The sequence below is a fragment of the Micromonospora sp. NPDC005707 genome, assembly GCF_040631005.1.
Lineage (GTDB): Bacteria > Actinomycetota > Actinomycetes > Mycobacteriales > Micromonosporaceae > Micromonospora.
Genome location: NZ_JBEXYR010000023.1, coordinates 49,850 through 70,278, shown reverse-complemented (window position 1 = coordinate 70,278; position 20,429 = coordinate 49,850). Strand labels below are relative to the sequence as shown.

At 73.2% G+C, this 20,429-nt stretch carries 21 protein-coding genes and 1 pseudogene; 7 read left to right on the top strand and 15 right to left on the bottom strand.

Annotated features, from left to right (window positions below):
• Nucleotides 1–176 (top strand): annotated as a pseudogene (locus ABZ452_RS30515) (phytochelatin synthase); the annotation flags it as partial.
• A gap of 64 nt (nt 177–240) precedes the next feature.
• Here the strand turns inward: ABZ452_RS30515 and ABZ452_RS30510 are convergent.
• Complete coding sequence (locus ABZ452_RS30510; RefSeq protein WP_357950275.1) at nt 241–897, bottom strand: DedA family protein; 657 nt, start codon at nt 895–897, stop codon at nt 241–243.
• A gap of 23 nt (nt 898–920) precedes the next feature.
• Nucleotides 921–1,277, bottom strand: coding sequence for a VOC family protein (locus ABZ452_RS30505; protein WP_357950272.1), 357 nt, complete (start codon nt 1,275–1,277; stop codon nt 921–923).
• 156 nt (nt 1,278–1,433) lie between these two features.
• On the opposite strand from ABZ452_RS30505, the gene ABZ452_RS30500 reads away from it, so the two are divergent.
• On the top strand, nt 1,434–4,289 hold the full coding sequence (locus ABZ452_RS30500; protein WP_357950269.1) for an aconitate hydratase: 2,856 nt from the start codon (nt 1,434–1,436) through the stop codon (nt 4,287–4,289).
• Between the two features lie 184 nt (nt 4,290–4,473).
• Here the strand turns inward: ABZ452_RS30500 and ABZ452_RS30495 are convergent, their stop codons facing one another.
• Entirely contained in the window at nt 4,474–4,911 is a 438-nt protein-coding gene (locus ABZ452_RS30495) for a hypothetical protein (RefSeq protein ID WP_357950266.1), read from the bottom strand.
• 106 nt (nt 4,912–5,017) lie between these two features.
• On the opposite strand from ABZ452_RS30495, the gene ABZ452_RS30490 reads away from it, so the two are divergent.
• The 4 genes from ABZ452_RS30490 (at nt 5,018) to ABZ452_RS30475 (ending at nt 7,774) form a co-directional block, all read left to right on the top strand.
• Nucleotides 5,018–5,785 carry a DUF5753 domain-containing protein gene (locus ABZ452_RS30490; protein ID WP_357950264.1) on the top strand — a complete coding sequence of 256 codons (768 nt, stop codon included), beginning with the start codon at nt 5,018–5,020 and terminating at the stop codon, nt 5,783–5,785.
• On the top strand, nt 5,776–5,964 hold the full coding sequence (locus ABZ452_RS30485) for a DUF397 domain-containing protein (RefSeq protein WP_357950261.1): 189 nt from the start codon (nt 5,776–5,778) through the stop codon (nt 5,962–5,964). The genes ABZ452_RS30490 and ABZ452_RS30485 overlap by 10 nt, the downstream gene beginning before the upstream one ends.
• A gap of 146 nt (nt 5,965–6,110) precedes the next feature.
• The gene (locus ABZ452_RS30480; RefSeq protein ID WP_357950258.1) at nt 6,111–6,599 is read left to right on the top strand and encodes a hypothetical protein; all 489 of its coding nucleotides are present in this window, start codon (nt 6,111–6,113) and stop codon (nt 6,597–6,599) included.
• A gap of 83 nt (nt 6,600–6,682) precedes the next feature.
• The gene (locus ABZ452_RS30475) at nt 6,683–7,774 is read left to right on the top strand and encodes a winged helix DNA-binding domain-containing protein (RefSeq protein WP_357950255.1); all 1,092 of its coding nucleotides are present in this window, start codon (nt 6,683–6,685) and stop codon (nt 7,772–7,774) included.
• Between the two features lie 11 nt (nt 7,775–7,785).
• Here ABZ452_RS30475 and ABZ452_RS30470 read toward each other — a convergent pair whose 3' ends face one another.
• The 9 genes from ABZ452_RS30470 to ABZ452_RS30430 form a co-directional block, all read right to left on the bottom strand.
• Nucleotides 7,786–8,670, bottom strand: a complete 885-nt coding sequence (locus ABZ452_RS30470; RefSeq protein ID WP_357950252.1) for a fructosamine kinase family protein — start codon at nt 8,668–8,670, stop codon at nt 7,786–7,788.
• 37 nt (nt 8,671–8,707) lie between these two features.
• Nucleotides 8,708–9,106, bottom strand: coding sequence for an SRPBCC family protein (locus tag ABZ452_RS30465; protein WP_357950250.1), 399 nt, complete (start codon nt 9,104–9,106; stop codon nt 8,708–8,710).
• A 31-nt stretch (nt 9,107–9,137) separates the two neighbouring features.
• Nucleotides 9,138–9,749, bottom strand: a complete 612-nt coding sequence (locus ABZ452_RS30460; protein WP_357950248.1) for an ATP/GTP-binding protein — start codon at nt 9,747–9,749, stop codon at nt 9,138–9,140.
• Complete coding sequence (locus ABZ452_RS30455) at nt 9,730–10,119, bottom strand: DUF742 domain-containing protein (RefSeq protein ID WP_357950244.1); 390 nt, start codon at nt 10,117–10,119, stop codon at nt 9,730–9,732. Before ABZ452_RS30455 ends, ABZ452_RS30460 begins: the two co-directional genes overlap by 20 nt.
• Nucleotides 10,116–10,541 carry a roadblock/LC7 domain-containing protein gene (locus ABZ452_RS30450; protein WP_357950242.1) on the bottom strand — a complete coding sequence of 142 codons (426 nt, stop codon included), beginning with the start codon at nt 10,539–10,541 and terminating at the stop codon, nt 10,116–10,118. The genes ABZ452_RS30455 and ABZ452_RS30450 overlap by 4 nt, the downstream gene beginning before the upstream one ends.
• A gap of 64 nt (nt 10,542–10,605) precedes the next feature.
• A complete protein-coding gene (locus ABZ452_RS30445; protein ID WP_357950240.1) occupies nt 10,606–13,125 on the bottom strand; it encodes a nitrate- and nitrite sensing domain-containing protein in 2,520 nt (839 codons plus the stop codon).
• A gap of 94 nt (nt 13,126–13,219) precedes the next feature.
• Nucleotides 13,220–14,773, bottom strand: a complete 1,554-nt coding sequence (locus tag ABZ452_RS30440) for a prenyltransferase/squalene oxidase repeat-containing protein (RefSeq protein WP_357950237.1) — start codon at nt 14,771–14,773, stop codon at nt 13,220–13,222.
• A complete protein-coding gene (locus ABZ452_RS30435; RefSeq protein ID WP_357950234.1) occupies nt 14,770–15,645 on the bottom strand; it encodes a terpene synthase family protein in 876 nt (291 codons plus the stop codon). Before ABZ452_RS30435 ends, ABZ452_RS30440 begins: the two co-directional genes overlap by 4 nt.
• On the bottom strand, nt 15,642–17,030 hold the full coding sequence (locus tag ABZ452_RS30430) for a cytochrome P450 (protein ID WP_357950231.1): 1,389 nt from the start codon (nt 17,028–17,030) through the stop codon (nt 15,642–15,644). Before ABZ452_RS30430 ends, ABZ452_RS30435 begins: the two co-directional genes overlap by 4 nt.
• A gap of 372 nt (nt 17,031–17,402) precedes the next feature.
• Here ABZ452_RS30430 and ABZ452_RS30425 point away from each other — a divergent pair, with 372 nt between their 5' ends.
• A complete protein-coding gene (locus ABZ452_RS30425; RefSeq protein WP_151463982.1) occupies nt 17,403–17,651 on the top strand; it encodes a DUF2630 family protein in 249 nt (82 codons plus the stop codon).
• A gap of 65 nt (nt 17,652–17,716) precedes the next feature.
• Here ABZ452_RS30425 and ABZ452_RS30420 read toward each other — a convergent pair whose 3' ends face one another.
• From ABZ452_RS30420 to ABZ452_RS30410, 3 genes are all read right to left on the bottom strand, one after another.
• A complete protein-coding gene (locus tag ABZ452_RS30420) occupies nt 17,717–18,646 on the bottom strand; it encodes an RIO1 family regulatory kinase/ATPase (RefSeq protein ID WP_357950227.1) in 930 nt (309 codons plus the stop codon).
• 161 nt (nt 18,647–18,807) lie between these two features.
• On the bottom strand, nt 18,808–19,452 hold the full coding sequence (locus ABZ452_RS30415; protein ID WP_357950225.1) for an HAD-IA family hydrolase: 645 nt from the start codon (nt 19,450–19,452) through the stop codon (nt 18,808–18,810).
• Between the two features lie 61 nt (nt 19,453–19,513).
• Nucleotides 19,514–20,368 carry a carbon-nitrogen hydrolase family protein gene (locus ABZ452_RS30410; protein WP_357950222.1) on the bottom strand — a complete coding sequence of 285 codons (855 nt, stop codon included), beginning with the start codon at nt 20,366–20,368 and terminating at the stop codon, nt 19,514–19,516.
• Between the last annotated feature and the right edge of the window lie 61 nt (nt 20,369–20,429).

Genomic DNA, 20,429 nt, shown 5'->3' with positions numbered 1-20,429 from the left:
TCGACGGCAACACCCACTCCTTCGAGGGTGGCCACTACATCAGCGTCGTGGGTTACCGCGACGGCGGGAAGACCGTGACCATCGCGGACTCGGCCGACCCGAACATGGCCTCCTACCGCATGAGCGTGGACAACCTCGCCGACTGGATCGCCACCCGCGGCTACTCGGCCTCCTGATCCACCAGCACCAACCAGAAAGGGCCCGACCCCACCAGGGGTCGGGCCCTTTCTGCGCGTCTCGTCAGCGGTCGCCCGCGTGCACCGGCTCGTCGGCCTCGTCGGGCACCTCGACCTGCTCCAGGTGCCGGGCGCGGCGGCGCAGCCACCAGGTGCTGGCCAGGCCGGCGAGCACCGCGAGGACCAGGCCAGCCCAGGAGATGTCCTTGAGCCAGTGCTCGGCCGCGCGGCCCACGGAGAAGAGCAGGTACGTGGTGCCGAACGCCCAGACCAGGCCGCCGGCCGCGTTGGCCACCAGGAACCGCCGGTAGGGCACGTGCAGTGCCCCAGCGAGAGGGCCGGCGAGGATGCGGAGCAGGGCGACGAACCGCCCGAAGAAGACCGCCCAGACACCGTGCCGGGCGAAGCTCTGCTCGGCGCGGGCGAGCTGCGCCGGGCCGAGGTGTTTCGGGAAGCGCCGGCCCAGCCGTGCGAGCAGCGGCCGCCCGCCGCGGCGGCCCACGGCGTACCCGATCGAGTCGCCCACGATGGCGCCGGCCGCGGCGGCGGTGGCCACCCACTCCGGCTCGACCACCCCGGCGGCGGCGAGCAGCGCGGAACTGACCAGCACGATCTCGCCGGGCAGCGGGATGCCCATGCTCTCCACGCCGATCACCCCGGCGACGATCAGGTAGAGCACGCCCGGGGGCAGCGCGGAGAGCCAGTGCTGGACGTCGACCACCCCCGAACCCTACCCGCGCGAACTCAGCCGGCGGGTGCGAGGAACTCCAGCCGGTTGCCGTGCGGGTCGTACGTGTGGAACCGCCGCATGCCGGGAATCTCCTCGTCGCCCCAGGTCACGGGGTGGCCGGCGGCGTCGAGCCGGGCGGCGAGCCGGTCCAGGTCGGGGCGGAGCAGGGCCGGGTGCGCCTTGCGGGCGGGACGGAAGTCGTCCTCGACGCCCAGGTGCAGCTCCACGCCGTACCCGGTGAACCAGCAACCACCGCGGGCGGCGAGGGCCGGCGGTTTGGGCTTCTCGACGAGGCCGAGCAGGCCGGTGTAGAACGACCGGGAGGTTTCCTCGGAGCCGCGTGGGCAGGCGAGCAGGACGTGATGGATCATGGTGGCACCTCCTCGTCCCGAACCCTGGCACGAGGTTGCGCGAATAGCAAGACGGACGTACGGTTTTGTTGAGACCGACGCAGGTAAGTGTCGCCTAAGCACGGCGGCACCCCGGCCGGTGCGACAAACTGCTCAGGACTACTCACGGTCGCTGGTGTGAAGGAGTACGACGTGGCGAGCCTCGACACCTTCGGTGCGAAGACCCAGCTACGCGTCGGAGACGCGAGCTACGAGATTTTCAGGATCGACAAGGTGGAGGGCCACGACCGGCTGCCCTACAGCTTGAAGATCCTGCTGGAGAACCTGCTGCGGACCGAGGACGGCGCGAACATCACCGCCGACCACATCCAGCAGCTCGGCGCGTGGGACCCCACCGCCGACCCGAGCGTGGAGATCCAGTTCACCCCGGCCCGGGTGCTGATGCAGGACTTCACCGGCGTGCCCTGCGTCGTCGACCTGGCCACCATGCGCGAGGCCGTGCGCGACCTGGGCGGCGACGCCACCAAGGTGAACCCGCTCGCCCCCGCCGAGCTGGTCATCGACCACTCGGTCATCGCCGACCTGTTCGGTCGCGAGGACGCCTTCGAGCGCAACGTCGAGCTGGAGTACGAGCGCAACAAGGAGCGCTACCAGTTCCTGCGCTGGGGCCAGACCGCCTTCAACGAGTTCAAGGTCGTCCCGCCGGGCACCGGCATCGTGCACCAGGTGAACATCGAGTACCTGGCCCGCACGGTCATGGAGCGCAACGGCCAGGCGTACCCGGACACCGTCGTGGGCACCGACTCGCACACCACCATGGTCAACGGCCTGGGCGTGCTGGGTTGGGGCGTCGGCGGCATCGAGGCCGAGGCCGCGATGCTCGGCCAGCCGGTCAGCATGCTGATCCCGCGGGTCGTCGGCTTCAAGCTCTCCGGCGAGATGCCGGCCGGCACCACCGCCACCGACCTGGTGCTCACCATCACCGAGATGCTCCGCAAGCACGGCGTGGTCGGCAAGTTCGTCGAGTTCTACGGCCCGGGCGTGAGCGCGGTGCCGCTGGCCAACCGGGCCACCATCGGCAACATGTCCCCGGAGTACGGCTCCACCGTCGCGATCTTCCCGATCGACGCCGAGACCGTCCGCTACCTGGAGCTGACCGGTCGCGACCCGCAGCAGGTCGCGCTGGTCGAGGCGTACGCCAAGGAGCAGGGCCTCTGGCACGACCCGGAGCGCGAGCCGGAGTACTCCGAGCGGCTGGAGCTGGACCTCGGCACCATCGAGCCGTCCCTGGCCGGCCCGAAGCGCCCGCAGGACCGGGTGCCGCTGGGCTCCGCCAAGACGCTGTTCCGCTCGGCGCTCGCCGACTACGTGGCCGCCGACGAGACCGGGGGCGACCCGGGCCGCAAGCCGGGCGTGCCGCAGCTGGAGAAGCCGTTCGGCACCGACGGCCCGGCCGACGAGGCCAGCGCCGAGTCCTTCCCGGCCAGCGACTCCCCCGCCAACGGGATCAACGACCCGGCCGACGCCCCGCGGGACCTGGAGACCGCGGCGGTCGGCGCCGGTGGGCGCGCCACCAACCCGGTCCGGGTGACCGGCGCGGACGGCGTCGAGTACGAGCTGGACCACGGCGCCGTGGTGATCGCCGCCATCACCTCCTGCACCAACACCTCGAACCCGCAGGTCATGATCGGCGCCGCGCTGCTGGCCCGGAACGCCGTGGAGAAGGGCCTGGCCCGCAAGCCGTGGGTGAAGACCACCCTGGCACCGGGCTCCAAGGTCGTCATGGACTACTACGACCGCGCCGGCCTCACGCCCTACCTGGAGAAGCTCGGCTTCAACCTGGTCGGCTACGGCTGCACCACCTGCATCGGCAACTCCGGCCCGCTGCCGGAAGAGGTCTCCGCCGCGGTGAACGACGGCGACCTGGCCGTCGTCTCGGTGCTGTCCGGCAACCGGAACTTCGAGGGCCGGATCAACCCGGACGTCAAGATGAACTACCTGGCGTCCCCGCCGCTGGTGGTCGCGTACGCGCTCGCCGGCACCATGGACATCGACCTGGCGAACGAGCCGATCGGCGAGGACGCGCAGGGCAACCCGGTGTTCCTGCGGGAGATCTGGCCGAACAGCGCCGAGATCCAGGACGTCATCGCCTCGGCGATCGGCGCCACCGGCTTCAGCTCCGCGTACGCGGACGTGTTCGCCGGTGACGAGCGCTGGCAGTCGCTGCCGACCCCGACCGGCGACACCTTCGCCTGGGCGGGCGAGTCGACCTACGTGCGCAAGCCCCCGTACTTCGAGGGCATGGAGCGGGACCCGCAGCCGGTGCAGGACATCAGCGCCGCCCGGGTGCTGGCCAAGCTGGGCGACTCGGTGACCACCGACCACATCTCCCCCGCCGGCTCGATCAAGGCGGACTCCCCGGCCGGCAAGTACCTCGCCGAGCACGGTGTGGCGCGGCACGAGTTCAACTCGTACGGCTCCCGCCGCGGCAACCACGAGGTGATGATCCGGGGCACCTTCGCCAACATCCGGCTGCGCAACCAGCTCGTGCCGGGTGTCGAGGGCGGCTTCACGGTCAACCACCTGACCGGCGAGCAGACCTCGATCTACGACGCCTCGATGGCCTACCAGGAGGCGGGCGTCCCGCTGGTCATCCTGGCCGGCAAGGAGTACGGCTCCGGCTCGTCCCGCGACTGGGCGGCCAAGGGCACCATGCTGCTCGGGGTCAAGGCCGTCATCGCCGAGTCGTACGAGCGGATCCACCGCTCGAACCTCATCGGCATGGGCGTCCTGCCGCTGCAGTTCCCGGTCGACACCACCGCCGAGTCGCTGGGCCTGACCGGCACGGAGACCTTCTCGATCAGCGGCGTCACCGCGCTCAACGACGGCGACACCCCGCGCACCGTGAAGGTCACCACGGACACCGGCGTGGAGTTCGACGCCGTGGTCCGCATCGACACCCCCGGTGAGGCCGACTACTACCGGCACGGCGGCATCCTGCAGTACGTGCTGCGTCGCATGATCGCCAGCTGACGTCGTCACGCTGAGAAGGGCCGCTTCCCGCGCTCGCGGGGAGCGGCCCTTCGGCGTTTCCCGCCCCGGTGCTCGCTCCTGACGCACGACGTGGGCCGACTCGCGGATGGCGTGGCTCCCCCGTCAGATCTTGGAGACTCCCCGTTCCTCTCGAACGGAAACTGTCCAAGATCTCGAACGCCGCTCACCGCAGCCTCAGCGCGACGGCGCGCGCCTCCTCGTCGGTGAGGGGCAGGAACCAGAGGAAACGGCGGACGATGGCGACCGGGTCAGGGCCGCCGGGGCGACCGCGAAGGTCGCGGATCGCGCGCCGGGTGATCCGGGAGAACTCGGGGATCAGGGTCGCGCGCCGGGCGGCGTCCGTCGGGATCGCGCGCAGCGCCGGGCAGGGCCAGTCCCGACCGCAGGCGTCGCACCGCCAGGACGGGCCGGCGGCGGTGTGCGCGACGGCCAGGCCGCCCCGGGTCCGCCAGCGCGTTTCGGGGACGCCGTTGGTCACCCGGCCCGGGCCACGGTACGGAGGAACGAGCGGCCCGATCGGGCCGGGCACGATCGGCCGGGCCGGCGGCGGATCGCTCTTCGGCTTCGGAACCGGCTTCGGCTTGTCCTCGGGCATCGCCATCCCCCCTCGGTGTCGTCTGCACAGCAGCTTTCCGAGGGTTGCCGGACAATCACACAGCGTTGTCTAATCTCCTTCGGACGGTTGTTTTGTCCGGGGAGGACCATGGATGAATCACGCCTTTGTTGCCGCGCTGGCCGAGGCGGGCCACACGGCCGAGAGCCTGGCGGGCCACCTCGGCGTGCATCCGAAGACAGTCGCCCGGTGGGCAAACCCGGGGCACATTCCGCAGAGCCGGCACCGGGCCACCGTCGCAAAGCTGCTCGGCCGGCCTGTCGATGCACTGTGGCCAGACGTGGTGAAGCGCCGCGAGCCCGTGTGGTTCCGGCCCTGGGTCGACATCGAGCGTGAGGCGGTAGCACTGCGCGCGTTCCAACTCGCGTGGGTGCCGGGGCTGCTCCAGACCGAGGCCTACGCCCGCGCGACGTTCATCGGTCAGCCACTCACGCCGAACGAGGTCGCCGATCTGGTGGCGGCGCGGCTGGATCGGCAGGCGGTCCTGTCCCGGGAACGGGGGCCCCTGTTCGTCGCGGTGGTCGACGAGCAGGTGCTGCGCCGCCCCGCCGCCGGCGACCGAGAACTCATGGCCGCGCAACTTGCTCATCTCCTCGCCTGCGCCGAGCTACCCAGCGTCCAACTTCACGTCGTGCCGCGGGACACACCGACGTATCCGGGGCTCGACGGACCCTTCACCCTCGCGGAGCTCCGGGATGGGACGCGGGTCGCGCACGTCGACAGTCAGGCGCGCGCGCAGATCATCGAGCAGATATCCGAAATTGCTACGCTGGAGCGCCGGTGGGAACGCATCCGGGGCGAGGCTCTTCCCCGCGGGCGATCTCTGGACCTCCTGAGAGAAGCGGCAGCAGCATGGACCTGATCGGTGCCCGGTGGCGCAAGAGCACGAAGAGCGGCGGCAACGGTGGCGACTGCGTGGAGGTCGCGGACAATCTCGTGGGCGTCGTCGGTGTGCGGGACTCCAAGGACCCGACCGGCCCGGTGCTCACCTTCGACCCGGCCGCCTGGACGCGCTTCGTGGCGATGACCAAGCGCGGCTGACCCCGTACCCCCTCTGACGGCCCTCGGCGACGCGCCGGGCGCCTTCGGTCTGTCTCCCGTGAGGACCACGCGCACAGCGCGATCCGGACGCGATCCTGGCTGATCGGCGCCTGACGGGCCGGGCGAGGATCGGGCAGAATCTGAACGTGTTCAAAAGCGCGTGGGCCGGCACCTGGTTGCTGATCGGCCTGGTCGGATCGGTGCTCCTTCGGGGCATCCTGTGGCTGCTCACGCTCTTCAGCGTCGGGCCGCTCCTCGGGTCCGTCGACCTGCTGGTTCTCGAAACAGCGGGACACACCGCCGCCACGGCATTCTGGCTTGGCGACGCCGTCGGGTCGTTCCTGTTCGCCATCGCGACGGGCGTCGCCTGCGTGGGACTGCGCCGCGACCGCGCCTGGGCATACCGGCTGGGGCAGTGGCTGGCCCGGTTCTACGTCGCGGTGAACACGGTGACCGCCGTCGCGTGTGTCGTGATGGTGGCCATGTGGGGACCGTCGGCCTGGATCTTCGTGGCGGTTCTGTTCGTGCTGTACGCCGTCTCGCTCGTCGTCGCAGTCATGGCCGTTCGCCAATTGGCGGTTCCTCGCCCGCCACTGTGTGCCGCGGAGCCGCCCGGGTCCACTGAACGGGTATGACCCGGCCGGGGCAGCGCCCGGACGCCGCACGGATGGGCTGCTGCTGCGGGACGTTTGTCGGGATCGCTGGGTAGCGTACAGGGGTGGTTGATCAACGCCAGGTGCTGAGCTTCCGCGTGCGGGCCCAGCAGCTCGACCGGGCCGAGGGCACGCTCGACGACACCGCCGTGCTGGATATCGGGGTGCAGGACACCGGCACGGACGGCGGCCGGTGGGCGTTGGCCGTCCGCGGTGTCGACGTGGCCGCGTTGTCGGCGGAGGATCTGATCCTGCTGTGGACCGTACGAGGTGCGCCCCACCTCTACCGCCGTGCCGACGTGGGGAAGGTGGCGGCCGCGGTCGAGCCGTTCTCCGACGCCGACGCGGGCAAGCGCATCTACGACGCCGCCAGGCCGTTGAAGGCGGCCGGCATCGGCAACCTGGCGGCCCTCGACGAGGTGGCCGCGCAGCTGCGCGCCATCGTCACCGGGCCGACGGTCAAGGGGGACGCCTCCCGCCGCCTGGCCGAGGTGATGCCGGAGCCCTATCTGCGGTTCTGCCGGCCGTGCGACGCCACCCACCTGTATGAGATGCCGTTCCGGCTGGCCGCCGTGCGGGCCGGGCTGGAGTTGCGGCTCGACACCTCGCCGCCGGTCCTGCACCGCATCGCGGGGTTCAGGAAGGCTGCCACCGCGGGCGACAGGTCTGACCTCATCCGCGCGTATCTTCGTCTGCTCGGCCCGGCCACGCCCAGACACGTGGCCGACTACCTCGACGCCCCGGTCAAGGAGGTCAAGGCACGCTGGCCCGAGGATGTGATCGAGGTGCTGGTCGACGGGGAGGCCCGCTCGCTCCTGGCCGCCGACGAACCGGCGCTGGAATCGGCCGACACCACGGCCACCCGCCTGCTGGGCCCGTTCGACCTCTTCCTCCAGGCCAAGGACCGCGCGACCCTGGTGCCGGATGCGGCCCACGCCAAGGAGCTGTGGCCGGTGCTGGGCCGCCCCGGCGCCGTCCTGGTCGACGGTCGACTGGTCGGCACCTGGCGTCCCCGCAAGGCCGGCAAGACGCTGAAGGTCGCCGTCCAGCCGTGGCGGACCCTGTCCGCCACGACGCGCGACAGCATCGTCGACCAAGCCGAACGCCTCGCCGCCTACCGCGCAATCGCCCTCGCCGGCGTCGACTTCGCCGCCTGACGGGCCACCGGTCAGGTGCGTGCCCGGAACGGGGCGAGGGTGGCGCGGATCTGGTCGGCCGCGCCCCAGTCGTCGTCGAACTGGGCCAGCACGGCGAGGTGTTGCCGCAGCTGGACGATCGGCATGCGGGCCCGCCAGTCGCTGTCGAGGGCGGTCAGCTCCGCGTAGACCTCGAAGAACCGGTGCGCCTCGGGCGGGGGCGACGTGGACCACACGTGTGCGAGGTCGACCTCGGCCCACAGGTAGGACACGGCCGGGTCGATCAGCGCGGGCAGCCCGTCCGGGGTGGCCAGGACGTTCTGCGCCCACAGGTCGCCGTGCGTCAGGCAGGCCGGCCGGTCCGGCAGCAGGTCGGGCAGCCGATGGCACAACCGCTCCAGCGCCGCCCGGTCCCCGGCGTCGAGTGCCGCCTCCACGCGGGGCTCCCCGAGCCACCGCAGCAGCCGGTGCTGCGCGAAGAAGGCGAAGCCGTCGTCCTCCCAGGCATTGACCTGCCGGCGGCGGCCCAGCCAGTTGTCGCGGTGCCAGCCGAAGCGGGGATGGGTCGTGGTCGTGTGCAGGTGGGCGAGCGCGTGCGCGAACCGCTCCCAGAAGGCCTCGCTGCGCGGCCGGGGCCGCAGCACCGACAACACGATGAGTTCCCGGTCCGCCAGGATCACCTCGGGTGTCGCCACGCCGCCGAGCTCGCGCAGGGCGGCCAGCCCTTCGGCCTCGGCGAGGAAGACGTCGTCGTCCGGCGCGTGGGTGAAGGCCTTGACGAACACCGGCGGCGCGTCCTGTCGGGTGGCGATGCCCGCGAGCGCCGCGAGCCCACCCGTCGCCGGCTCCACCGTGACGACATCCCGCATCCCGGCCCGGCGCAGACGGTCCCCCAGGAACGCCGTTGACGGCACCACCACGGCTCCTCCTGTCCGGGTACCTGTTCGCAAGGTCTTACGCGGTTTCCAGCACTCTCTTGAGCCGGGCGAGGTCAGCGCTGACGAGCCCGGCGTCCCGCTCGAACTCCGCGTCGGTCATGCCCGGCGAGCGGCGCAGCGTGAAGACCACCTCGCAGCCGTCGCCGTCCGCGATGGCCCGCAGCGGCACGTACACCGTCTCGCCGGAGGGCGTCACCACCTCGTGGTCGAGCACGCCGTACTCGTTGCGCGGGGCGAAGGTGAGCTGCGCCCGGCCCGCCGGCGTCTCGACGTACCAGTGGCCGCCCTCGCGCACCACCGAGCCGCCCAGGCCGGGCGCCCAGCGGGGCAGGTTGGCGGGGTCGGAGGCGAACGCGTAGACCTCGGCGACCGGGCGGTCGATGCGCACGCTCAGGTGCCGGGATTCGGTGGACATCGCCCCATCATGGCAGCGCCCGCCGCCGGAGTCAGTCGCCGGCGGCGGCGCGGCGGCGCTCCTCGCGCAGCTTCATGGCGTACTCCAGCAGGGTGATCAGCACCTCCTTGACCGACTCCCGCTCCCGCGCGTCGCAGAGCACCACGGGCACGTCCGGGTCCAGGTCGAGTGCGCCCTGCACCTCGTCGAGCCGGTACTGCTTGGCGCCCTCGAAGCAGTTCACCGCCACCACGAACGGCGTGCCGCGCCCCTCGAAGTAGTCGATCGACGGGAAGCAGTCGGCCAGCCGCCGGGTGTCGGCGAGCACCACCGCCCCGATCGCGCCCAGCGCCAGCTCGTCCCAGACAAACCAGAACCGGTCCTGCCCGGGGGTGCCGAACAGGTAGAGCACCAGGTCGTCGCTGAGGGTGATCCGGCCGAAGTCCATCGCCACGGTGGTGGTGGTCTTCTCCTCCACACCGGACAGGTCGTCGATGCCGATCCCGGTCTCGGTCAGCACCTCTTCCGTCCGCAGCGGTTTTGTCTCGCTGACCGTGCCGACCACAGTGGTCTTGCCGACGCCGAAACCGCCGGCGATCAGGATCTTGATCGCGGTGGGCAGCGGCGCCGCTCCCGCCGGCCGCTCAGAGCGCCCGTAGTCCATTGATAACCGCCTCGAAAACACTGTCGTCGGGAAGGCCGGCGGGGGTCGCCCGCGGCTCACGGACCTGCACCAGGCTGCGGGCCGCCAGGTCACCCAGGAGGACCCGGACGGTGCCCACCGGCAGGTCGAGGTGGGCGGCGATCTCGGCCACGGACTGGATCCGCTGGCAGAGACCGACGATCGCCACGTGTTCCGGACCGAGCCCGGATTCCGACGCCACCTCCGCCCGGGTCGCCGTGACCAGGGAGATCAGGTCGAACGTGCCGGTCACCGGGCGGGCCCGGCCGCCCGTCACCGCGTACGGGCGCACCACCGGACCCGCGTGGTCGTCCACCCACTCGTGCTCCGCGGGCTCCCCCGGGCCGGTCATCGCGCCGGGTTCTCGCCGAAGGGCTGTTCCCGTGTCGGTGAGGCGACGAACCGGCCGACCCGGGTGACCAGCATGGCCATCTCGTACGCGATCAGGCCCACGTCGGCGTCCTCGGACGCCAGCACGGCCAGGCACGCGTTGCGGCCGGCCGCGGTGACGAACAGGAACGACGACTGCATCTCGATGATGGTCTGCTGCACCTGACCACCGCCGAACCGCTTTCCCGCGCCCCGGGCCAGGCTCTGGATGCCTGCCGCCATCGCCGCCAGGTGCTCACCGTCGTCCCGGCTCAATCCGCGGGACGAGGCCATCAGCAGTCCGTCGGTGGAGAGTGCCACGGCGTGTTCCGCCTGCTTGACCCGGCCGACCAGGTCGTCCAGCAACCACGTCAGGTCCGCGCTCGAAGCCGTCTTCTGCGCCACTCGTCGTCCTCTTCTCCCCCGGCTGGTGTGCCGTGCTCGTCCGGGATCGCCGGATCGGCGGTCCCTAGGTCGCCTGACCGTCGCCGGTGTCCGGCGCGCCGGCTTCGTGCGCCCCGCCGAGCAGCCGGGCCGCGTCGGTCCGGCCGCGTCGGGTGCCGCTCTGGTAGGAGCTCATCATCCGGCGCACCTGCTCCGGTGGGCGCACCGTGTCGTCGTCGTCGCCGCCGTCGTCCGCGGCGGACTGGTCGTGCCGCAGCTCCGGCGCCAGGTTGGCCTGCCGGACCCGGACGGGCAGCCCGCCGTCGGTGCGGGCCGCCGCCGCGCCGTCCGCCGCCGCCGCAGCGTCCACCGCCGCGCTGTCCGCCGCCGCGTCGGCGGAGCCGGCGTCGGCGGGCCGGGCGTCCACGGGGGTCAGCGCCATGGTGGGCTCGGCGAGCGAGGGCTGCCGTTTCCGGGTACGCGCCGGCAGGCCGGACGGGGTGAGCCGCGGCTCCCCCGGGTCGTCCTCGCGCGCCGGGGCGGGTGGTTCCGTGCCGTCCTCGACCGACTCCGCCGGATCCGCGCTCTCGGCCAGCGCCACGGTGGTGGCCGGCCGGTCCCCGGTGGGCTGCGCCGCCGCGCTCTCCGCCAGAGCGGAGGCGGGCGCCGCGAGGGCGGGTTGCCCCGCGCCGGCCGGGAAGCCGCCGGAGGTGCTCGGGTCCGGCCCGTCGTGCGTGACAAGTTCGAGCGGGATCAGCACCACGGCGGTCGTCCCGCCGTACGCGGATTCCTTGAGCTGCACCTTCACGCCGTGCCGCTCGGTGAGCCGGCTGACCACGAAGAGGCCGAGTCGGGCCGCGTTGGCGAGGTTCAGCTCGGACCTATCCACGATGCGCCGGTTCGCGGCGGCCAGCTCCTCCGCGCCCATGCCGAGGCCGCGGTCCTCGATCTCGATGGCGAAGCCGTTGGACACCATCATGCCGCGCACCTCGACGGTGGTGTGTGGCGGCGAGAAGGAGAGGCCGTTCTCGATCAGCTCGGCGAGCAGGTGGATGACGTCGCCGACGGCCCGGCCGGTCAGCGACACGGGGCCGAGGGGCCGCACGGTCACCCGGGTGTAGTCCTCGACCTCGGCGACCGCGCCGCGCACCACGTCGACCATCGGCACGTTGCGCCGCCACGCCCGGCCCGGCGTCGAGCCGGAGAGGACGATGAGGTTCTCCGCGTTGCGGCGCATCCGGGTGGCCAGGTGGTCGACGCGGAACAGGTCCTCCAGTTCCTCGGCGTCGTGCTCCCGGCGTTCCATGGCGTCGAGGAGGGTGAGCTGGCGGTGCACCAGCGCCTGGGTGCGCCGGGCCAGGCTGAGGAAGACCTCGCGGACGTTGCGGCGCAGGTCGGCCTGCTCGACGGCCGTGCGGATGGCGGTCTCCTGCACGGCGTTGAACGCCTTGCCGACCTGCCCGATCTCGTCGTCACCGGTCTGCAGCGGTGGCGCCTCGCGGGCGACGTCGACCTCCTCGCCGTGGCCCAGCCGCTCCACCACGCTGGGCAGCCGCTCGTTCGCCAGCCGGAACGCGGCCTCGCGCAGCCGTTCGAGCTGTTGGACCAGCGCCCGGGCCGTGGTGATGGAGACGACGATGGACGCGATGACCGCGATGAGGCCGAGGCCGGCGGCGAGCACCAGCCGGAGGATGACGCCCACGGCGACCGGGGTGGCCCGGGCCACGATGTCGTCGCCGCCGGCGAGGATCACGCCGCGCAGGTCCTCCATCGACCGGCTGACGGCGGCCTGCCAGGCCGTGGCGGTGACCGGCGGGCGCACGTCGCTGCCCTTGGCGGCGAGCACCCGGTCCTGGAGGGCGCGCAGCTGGCGGAACGCCTCACCCTCGGTCATCTGCTGATAGCGGGCCCGGTCGGTCGGGGCGAGGTCGCGGGCGGTCCGGTCGGAGAGGAACCACTGGGCGCCGACCAGCCGGGCGAAGGCGGCCTGCTCCGTCACGGTCATCCGGTTGGCCGCCACCGCGCCGGTGAGCAGCGCGTCCTGCTGGGACAGCAGCTCCCGGGTGCGGTTCAGGTCGATGAGCGCGGCGGTGTCCCGGGCGATCTCGTCGTCGTCCAGGCCGCCGAGCGCGTCGAAGACACCGAAGATGGCGTCGACCGCCTCGTTGTACGCGGCCAGCGTCTCGGTGCGGTCGATGGTCTTGCGGCCCACCTCGGCGCGGACCGCGCCGAGCTGCTCGACCTGGGTCTTCAGGTCGGTGATCCGCTGCTCCAGCTCGTCGCTGGCGGGGATCTCGGTGCGCCAGTCCTGCGCGGAGCGCCACAGCGCGGCGGCGCTGTCGTCGGTGCGTTCCCGCTGGGCGGCGAGTTCCTGGAGCTGGTCCGGGTCGGACTGTCCGAGGTACAGCAGCGACAGCCGCCGCTCGTTCTGGAGCTGGAGCAGCAGCGGGTCGGCGGGCTCGAAGACCCGCGCGTTGAGCGCCTGCACGCCGAGCAGGTTGAAGCCGTCCCGGACCGTCACCCACGCCGCGAAGGCCCAGAGTGCGATCAGGGACGCCAGAAGGGCGATGATCTTCGTACGGAGATTCGTACTGCGGGAACGCATCACACCGTCCTGGCCCGGTATCCGATCAGTCGGAAATCCGATCGACTCCGGCGCACGCTAGCAGCCGTCGTGAACTCCATTCAAGCGATCCTGATCATGGTTGTGCCGCCGCGGTGGAAGTTCCACTGGTGGACCACGACGCGGCCAGCACCGCGGCGCGCACGATCAGCGTCGGACGGTAGAGATCCTTGTCGTGCCACAGGGCCGGCCCATCAGGGCGTCCGTCCCACTCGGACAGTCGCCGCCGCCCCCGACCGAGCGCCGCATCGACGCGCGTGTCTGCCGTCCGCCCGGCTCCGGCCAGCGCGAGCACCGCGTACGCGGTCTCCTCCGCCGTGCCGCCCCAGCGGCCCCACGAGCCGTCCGCCCGCTGGGTGTCCAGCAGCCAGCCGACGCCCCGCTCGACGGCGGCCCGCGCCGAGGTGGCGCCGGCGTGGTCGGCGAGCGCGAGGAGCACGGAGTACGTCGCGTAGTACGCCGAGGCGTGCCACCGGTCGCTCCACCGGCCGTCGGGTTCCTGCCGCTCGACCAGCCAGCCGGCGACCCGATCCACGGTGGCCGCCACGCCGGGGTGCCCCGGGTGCTGACCGAGGGCGTCGAGCACGTGCGCGTTGGTGGTCACCGACGCCCCGTCCTCCCCCGGCCAGGTGCAGAAGTGCCGTCCGGTGTCGTACGCGTCGAGCCGGGACACGTCGAGCGGCCGGCCGAGCCGGGCAAGTGCGTAGAGGGTCACCGAGGTGGTGTCGGCGTCGGCGGGCAGCCCGGGTCCGGTGGCCGCGCCGGACACGCCCACGGCCGACCGCAGTTCGGCCACGAGCGACCCGGCGACGGCCAGCGGCACGCCGGCCCGGGCCAGGATGCCGAGCACCCAGGCGCGCTCGAAGACGGTGATCGGGCTCGCGCAGGGCACCGGACCGCGCCGGCCGACCGCCCGGAGGTAGTCCAGGGCGGGGCCCGGATCGGGGCGGCCGAGCCAGGCGGCCGTCGCGGCGGGCGAGGCGCCGACCGCACCCGCCTCGGCGGGCCGCACCCCGGCGGCCCGGCGGGCCAGGTCGCCGGCCACCTCCAGGGCGTGCGCCAGCTTCTCCGGGACGGGCCGCCCGCTGGCCAGCAGTCCGCGTACCCGGGTCAGCCGGTCCGGGTCGAGACCGGCCGGCAGCGGCAGGCGGGCCCCGGCCCAGTCGGCCAGCCCGGCCGGGGGTTGGTCGAGGTGCGCCTCGACGGCCTCGCGCAGCGCCGGCACGATGAGGTCGGTGGCGGGCAGGTCGGGCGGGGTGCCGGCGTCGAGGGCGCCGGCCAGGAAGGCCAGGCCCCGGTGCGCCGCGCCGGCCAGCGACGCGGCGGGACCGTGTTCGCCCCGGCGCAGCACGGTCAGCAGGGCCTCCGTGGCGCTCAGGGTGGGCACCAGGGCGTACCCGCCGGGGCCGCCCCACCCGCCGTCGGCGCGCTGCCGGTCGAGCAGCCAGGAGACGCGGACGTCGTGGCCGGGCAGCCAGGGCGCCAGGCCGACCAGCCGGCCGGTCTCGTAGACCGACGCGGAGGTCTCCCCGGCCGGGTTGTCCACCATGGCCTCGACGATCTCCCGGGCCTGCCCGGCACGGGCGTCGCCGGGGTGGGTGACCGGAGCGCGACCCGCGGTGAGGCTCACTGGGCGCCCCAGAAGTCGGTGAGCCGGTAGAAGCCGCTGGTGAAGCCGAGCTGCCGGGCCAGGAAGTCGGCCTGCCGGGGGCAGGCGGGCGCCAGGTCGACCAGCAGCCGCCGGCAGTGGTCGACCTGCTCCGCGAGGCGCCGCTCGATCTCCGCCGGGTCGTCCACCAGCATGAGCGCGTTGAGGTCGCCCCACTCCCGGTCCCGCCGATGGGTGCCGAGGTCGTTGACCAGCCGCAGGGCCCGCTGGACCTCGTCGCTCACCGCGATCAGCCGGGGCAGCTCCCGGTGCGTGCCGGCGTCCCCCGTGTGGATCCAGTGCGCCACGTTCACCACGGTGGCGGCGAGGTTGTCGGCGTTCGCCAGGTAGTCGGCGAGGGTGGGGTGGTCGGCCTGCTTCCACTCCCACTCGCGGGCCATCGCCTCGAGGGTGCGGGCCATCGCGTCCCGCCACGGCTCGCGCAGCTCGGCGTAGGCCGGGGTGGCGGCCAGGTCGTCGCGCAGCTCGGCGAGGAACCGGCCCAGCGGGTCGTCGGGTGCGGCGCCGTCGACCACGGTGAGGCAGGACTTGACGATCCGGTCGACCTCCGACCGGGAGGCCGCCAGGTGGTCGACCTGCCAGTCGACCGCGAAGCCCCACAGCACGGCCCGGTTGGTCAGCGCCAGTTCCTCGGCGGTGCACCACGGCGCGCTGAACGCCATGGCGAGGGCGATGCTGCTGAACAGCGCCGCGTCGAACGGCCGGCCGGGGAACAGCTCGGCGTGCCCGGCGGCGCACCGCGCCAGGTCGCGCTGGCCCTTCGCGGCGAGCGCGCAGATCCGCCCCTGCTCGGCCGCCGCGGCGACCGGATCCGGTACCTCCCCGCCGGTCACGCCGGCTCCGCCCGCCGGCCGGAGGCCAGCAGGGTCAGCTCGACCCGCTCGCGCGGCCGCAGGGCCGCGGCCAGCCGCAACCCGGGTACGCCGGGCCGGCGCAGCCGGAAGCGGTAGCGGCTCAGCATCGTGGCGAGGATGAGCTGCGCCTCCAGGTAGAACAGGTACATACCGAGGCACTGGTGCGGGCCGCCGCCGAACGGGAAGTGGGCGTACCGGTGCCGGGCGCGGACGCGCTCGGGCCGGAACCGTTCCGGGTCGAACTCGTCCGGCCGGTCCCAGAACTGGCGCATCCGCTGGGTGATCAGCGGGCTGGCCACCATGGTCGCCCCGGCCTCGATGGGCACGCCGTCGATGACGTCGTCGGCCACCGCGCGGCGCGGGATGATCCAGCCGATCGGGTAGAGCCGGAGCAGCTCGTCCAGGACCATGCGGGTGTAGGTGAGGTCGGCGAGGTGCTCGCGGCGTACCGGTTCGTCGCCCACGACCCGGTCGATCTCGGCGTAGAGCCGCTCGGCCACGTCGGGCCGCTGCTCCAGGTGGGGCCAGGCCCAGGTGAGCACGTTGATGGTGGTCTCGGTGGTGGCCGCGAACATGGCCACGGTGTCGTTGCGGACCTGCCGCTCGTCGAGCTGCCGCCCGTCGTCGGTGCGGGCCTGCCAGAGCGTGGAGATGATGTCGTCGCCCTGGTCGGCCACGGCCCGGGTCTCCCGGACGATCGGCACGAGCACGTCGTCGACGATGCGGACCGCGCGGCGGAAGGGGCGGTCCCCCGGCATCGGCAGGGAGAGCGGGGCGAACGGCACCACGATCCGGGGGATCACCGCGGTGGCGATGACGTCCTGCGCCTCGATCACCCGCAGCGCGTCCGGCACGGAGATCTTGTCGGCGAAGAGCACCCGCATGATCGCGCGGCTGACGATCCGGGCCTGCTCGGCGCCGATGTCGACGGGGCGCCCGGCCCGGAACGGCTCGTCCAGCTCGTCGACGGCGTCCCGGATGGCGTCGGCCATGCCGTCGATCAGCGCCTCCACCCGCTTGGCGGTGAACATCGGCTGGAGCATCCGGCGGCTGGCCGACCAGATCTGCCCCTCGCCGAGGATGCCCTCGCCGAACAGCCGCTTGACCGGGCGCCAGAACAGCCCGTCGCCGGCCCGCTCGTAGTTGTCCGCCCGGTCGCGCAGCACGTGCTGGACGTGCCGGGGGTGGGTGACCAGGTAGGGGCGGAAGGATCCCAGGTTCAGCCGGACGAGCGCGCCCCCGGTCCGGTTGCCCACGTCGATCAGGGCGCGGGCCGGGTCGCGGAGCAGGCCGGGCAGGATCTGCCGCAGGGGGACGGGGTGGGGCCGCCCGGTGGGCCGGGGCGCGGTCGGCGACTCGTCCACGTGAATGGCTCCCTCTGTTCTACCCAGGGTCGCGACGCCGTCATGACCCGTGACGTTGCCCGCGAGCATGCCATCCTGAACGACGGATAAAAAGGCGGACAGGAAAATATCTCACTGCACAACAATCCCGGTGTCGACAATGGAGCCGGTGGGATTTGCGTCACGCCGGAAGCCTTCCGGCGCAGCCGGCCTTCCACTGTGGAGTTTTCAGCCGGCTCCCGGCGCAGGTCCGCCCGGCGCCGACGCCCGCCTGCCGGCCGTGACCGCCCCGAGCCGGTCGCCGGCCGGGCGGGCGCACCGGCGCGATCAACTCCTCCCGGCCGACTGGGGAGAACCCGGGCGCGTGCCCGCCCCCTGTGCCAAGCTTCGGGCATGGACGACAAGACCATCCTGAGCCGGATCTCCGAACTCGTCGACGAGGAGCACCGGCTGCGCGCGGCCGCGCAGGAGCACGAGGCCGGCACCGACGACGAGGCCAAGGAGCGGCTGCGGGCCCTGGAGGAGTCCCTCGACCAGTGCTGGGACCTGCTCCGCCGCCGCCGGGCGGCGCGCCGGACGCACGGCGACCCGGACGCCCAGGGCCAGCGCCCCGTCACGGAGGTCGAGCGCTACCTCCAGTGACCCGGGGCCGGCGGCCGGTCGCCGCGCGTCCCGGGCGGGCCGGTGCCCGCCCGGGACGCGGCCGCTCAGCGGAGGCCCGCCTCCCGTAGCAGCACGTCGGTCAGCGCCTCCGGATCGGTGTCCGAGGCGGGCAGGCCGCGGGCGGTGAACCAGGTGCCCACCACGCGGACGTCCCGGCCCAGGAACTCCGCCCCCTGCGGGTTGGCCACCACGTCGACCACCTGCGGCAGGTCGATCATGACCAGCCGCCCGGCGTGCACCAGCAGGTTGTACGGGGACAGGTCCCCGTGCGCGTACCCGGCGCGGGCCAGCACGACCAGCGCGTCGACCAGTTGCTCCCACAGGTCGCGCAGGTCGGCCCCCTCGGGCCGGAGCTGGGCCAGCCGGGGCGCCGCCTCGCCCGCCTCGGCGTCGCCCACGAACTCCAGCATCAGCTCGGTGCCGAGCAGCTGCACCGGGTAGGGCACGGCGATCCGCCCGGAGGCGGCGCCGATCTCCCAGAGCCGGGCGAGCGCGGCGAACTCGGCCGCCGCCCACTGCCCGGCGATCACTTGCCGGCCGAACGAGGTCCGGCCGGCCATCGCCCGCATCTCCCGGGAGCGGCGGACCCGGCGCCCCTCCAGGTAGCCGGCGTCGCGGTGGAAGAGGCGGTGCTGGGGATCCCGGTACCGCTTGGCCGCCAGCAGGCAGCCCCGGCCGGTGTCCGGCACGGCCCGGCGGACCAGGTGGACGTCCGCCTCCTTGCCGGTCTTCAGCACCCCCAGCTCGGTGTCCTTCGCGGCCAGCTCGGTGACCAGCCACTCCGGGTGGGGCTCAGGCCCGTGCACGGCCTGGTCCCAGGAGGACCAGGTGTCCTCCGCGTCCGGCTCGGCGTCGGGATCGGTGAGGACCGGCTCGGTGTGCCGGCCCCGCTTCAGGAAGGTGGGTTCGTCGTCGTCGAAGCGGCTCTTGCCGCGGCCACGGCGCTGCGGCGCCGGGAAGTCGTGATCGCGCACGGGTGGATCGGTCCTTCGATCGAGGCTGGTGGAGGCAGGTGGTTGGACCCTGCAAAGACGGCCATGACCGACCTCCTCTCCTCGACCGGGCCCCGCCCGGCTGCGCCCTCGCGCCGCACCATGGTCACGGGCGGCCGCGGGCGGGTCAACCGAATTTCCGCTCAGCCGGCCAGGACCGCGGCCACCGCGGCGATCAGCCCGTCGACGGTGCGGGTGGGCGCGAACCGGGTGTCCGACCAGCGGCGCCCCCGGTGCAGCCAGACGCTCGGCAGGCCGACCGCGGTCGCGCCGCCGATGTCCGCCTCCGGGCTGTCGCCGATCACCCAGGCGCCGCGCAGCGGCATCCGGGCCCGCTGGGCGGCCAGCGCGAAGATCCGCGGATTGGGCTTGCTGACCCCGGCCTCCTCGGAGATCACCCAGTCGGCGATGTAGCGGTCCAGCCCGGTCTTGCGGATCTTGGCGTCCTCCTGGCGGGACGTGCCGTTGGTGACCACCACAGGCACCCAGCCGGCGTCGTCGGCGATCCGCAGCGCGCAGGCCACCAGCGGGTCCAGCCGGGTGAACGCCACCACGCCGTCGTGCAGCTCCTCGACCAGGTCGATGGAGGGGATGCGCACCCCGTACCGGTCGCGGATCGCGTCCGCGACGTCCCAGCGGTCGGTCAGGCCGTCGGCGTCGACGGAGCGCAACCACTCGATGTCGGAGGGCGGCGCGCCGATGCTGTCCAGGAACCGCTCACCCCAGGCGCGGAACGGCCCCTCGCGGTCGAGCAGGGTGTTGTCCAGATCGAGCAGGAGCAACGGCACTCGGGAACCTTACGGGACAGGGGCGCGCGACCGACAGGGCCCGAGGGCACCACGCCGTCCGTCAGCCGACGAGCGTCGTTCGGGCGAGCCCCTGGTCGGGCAGGCGGTCGGTGAGCATGGTGTGCGCCGCGCGGGTGGCGCCGAGGGCGGCCGGGTCCAGGGTCGCCACCAGCACGTCCTCGCCGGTGTCCGCGCCCCGGGCCAGCGGCCGGCCCTCCGGCTCGTAGACGGCGGCGCCGCCGTTGAACCGCCACGGGTCCGCGCCGCCCACCGCGTTGGCGAAGACCACGTACATCGTGTTGTCCAGGGCGCGCGCGGCGTAGTAGAGGTCGCGGCGGTGCTCGGAACCGGCCAGGTAGCCGCTCGGGCAGAGGTAGCCGTGCGCGCCGTCGACGGCGGCGGCCCGGCCGTGCTCGGGGAAGCAGCCGTCGTAGCAGATGCCGAGGCCGAACAGCCAGCCGTCGACCAGCAGCGAGGCGCCTCGCCGGCCGGCGTCGAACAGCTCGCGCTCGCCGCTCCAGAGCTGCTGCTTGTCGTACGCGGCGGTGACCGTGCCGGCCGGGTCGACCACGAGCGAGGAGATGGTGCGCCGCCGGTCGGGTTGGCGGACCGCCGCGCCGATCACCACGCTCGTCCCGCCGGCACGGGCGGCCGCGCGCAGCGGGTCCAGCCGCGCGTCGTCCACCCGGCCCTCCGGGTCGGCGGCCACGTCGGTGCCGGTCGGGTCGGCGCCCAGGGTCGGCGGGTGGTACGCGGGCAGGAACAGCTCGGGCAGCACCACGACCCGGGCGCCGGCGGCCCGGCCGACGAGGCGGGCGGCCAGGGCCGCGTTGCCGGCGACGTCACCGGGGACGGGCTCGGCCTGCACGGTGGCCACGGTCAGCGGGCGGGTGGGGAGGGGCACGGCCTGGGTCACGCGAGGATCCTAACCGGCGCGGCCGGCCGAGCCGATCATGCGAAACCGCATCTCAAGCCGT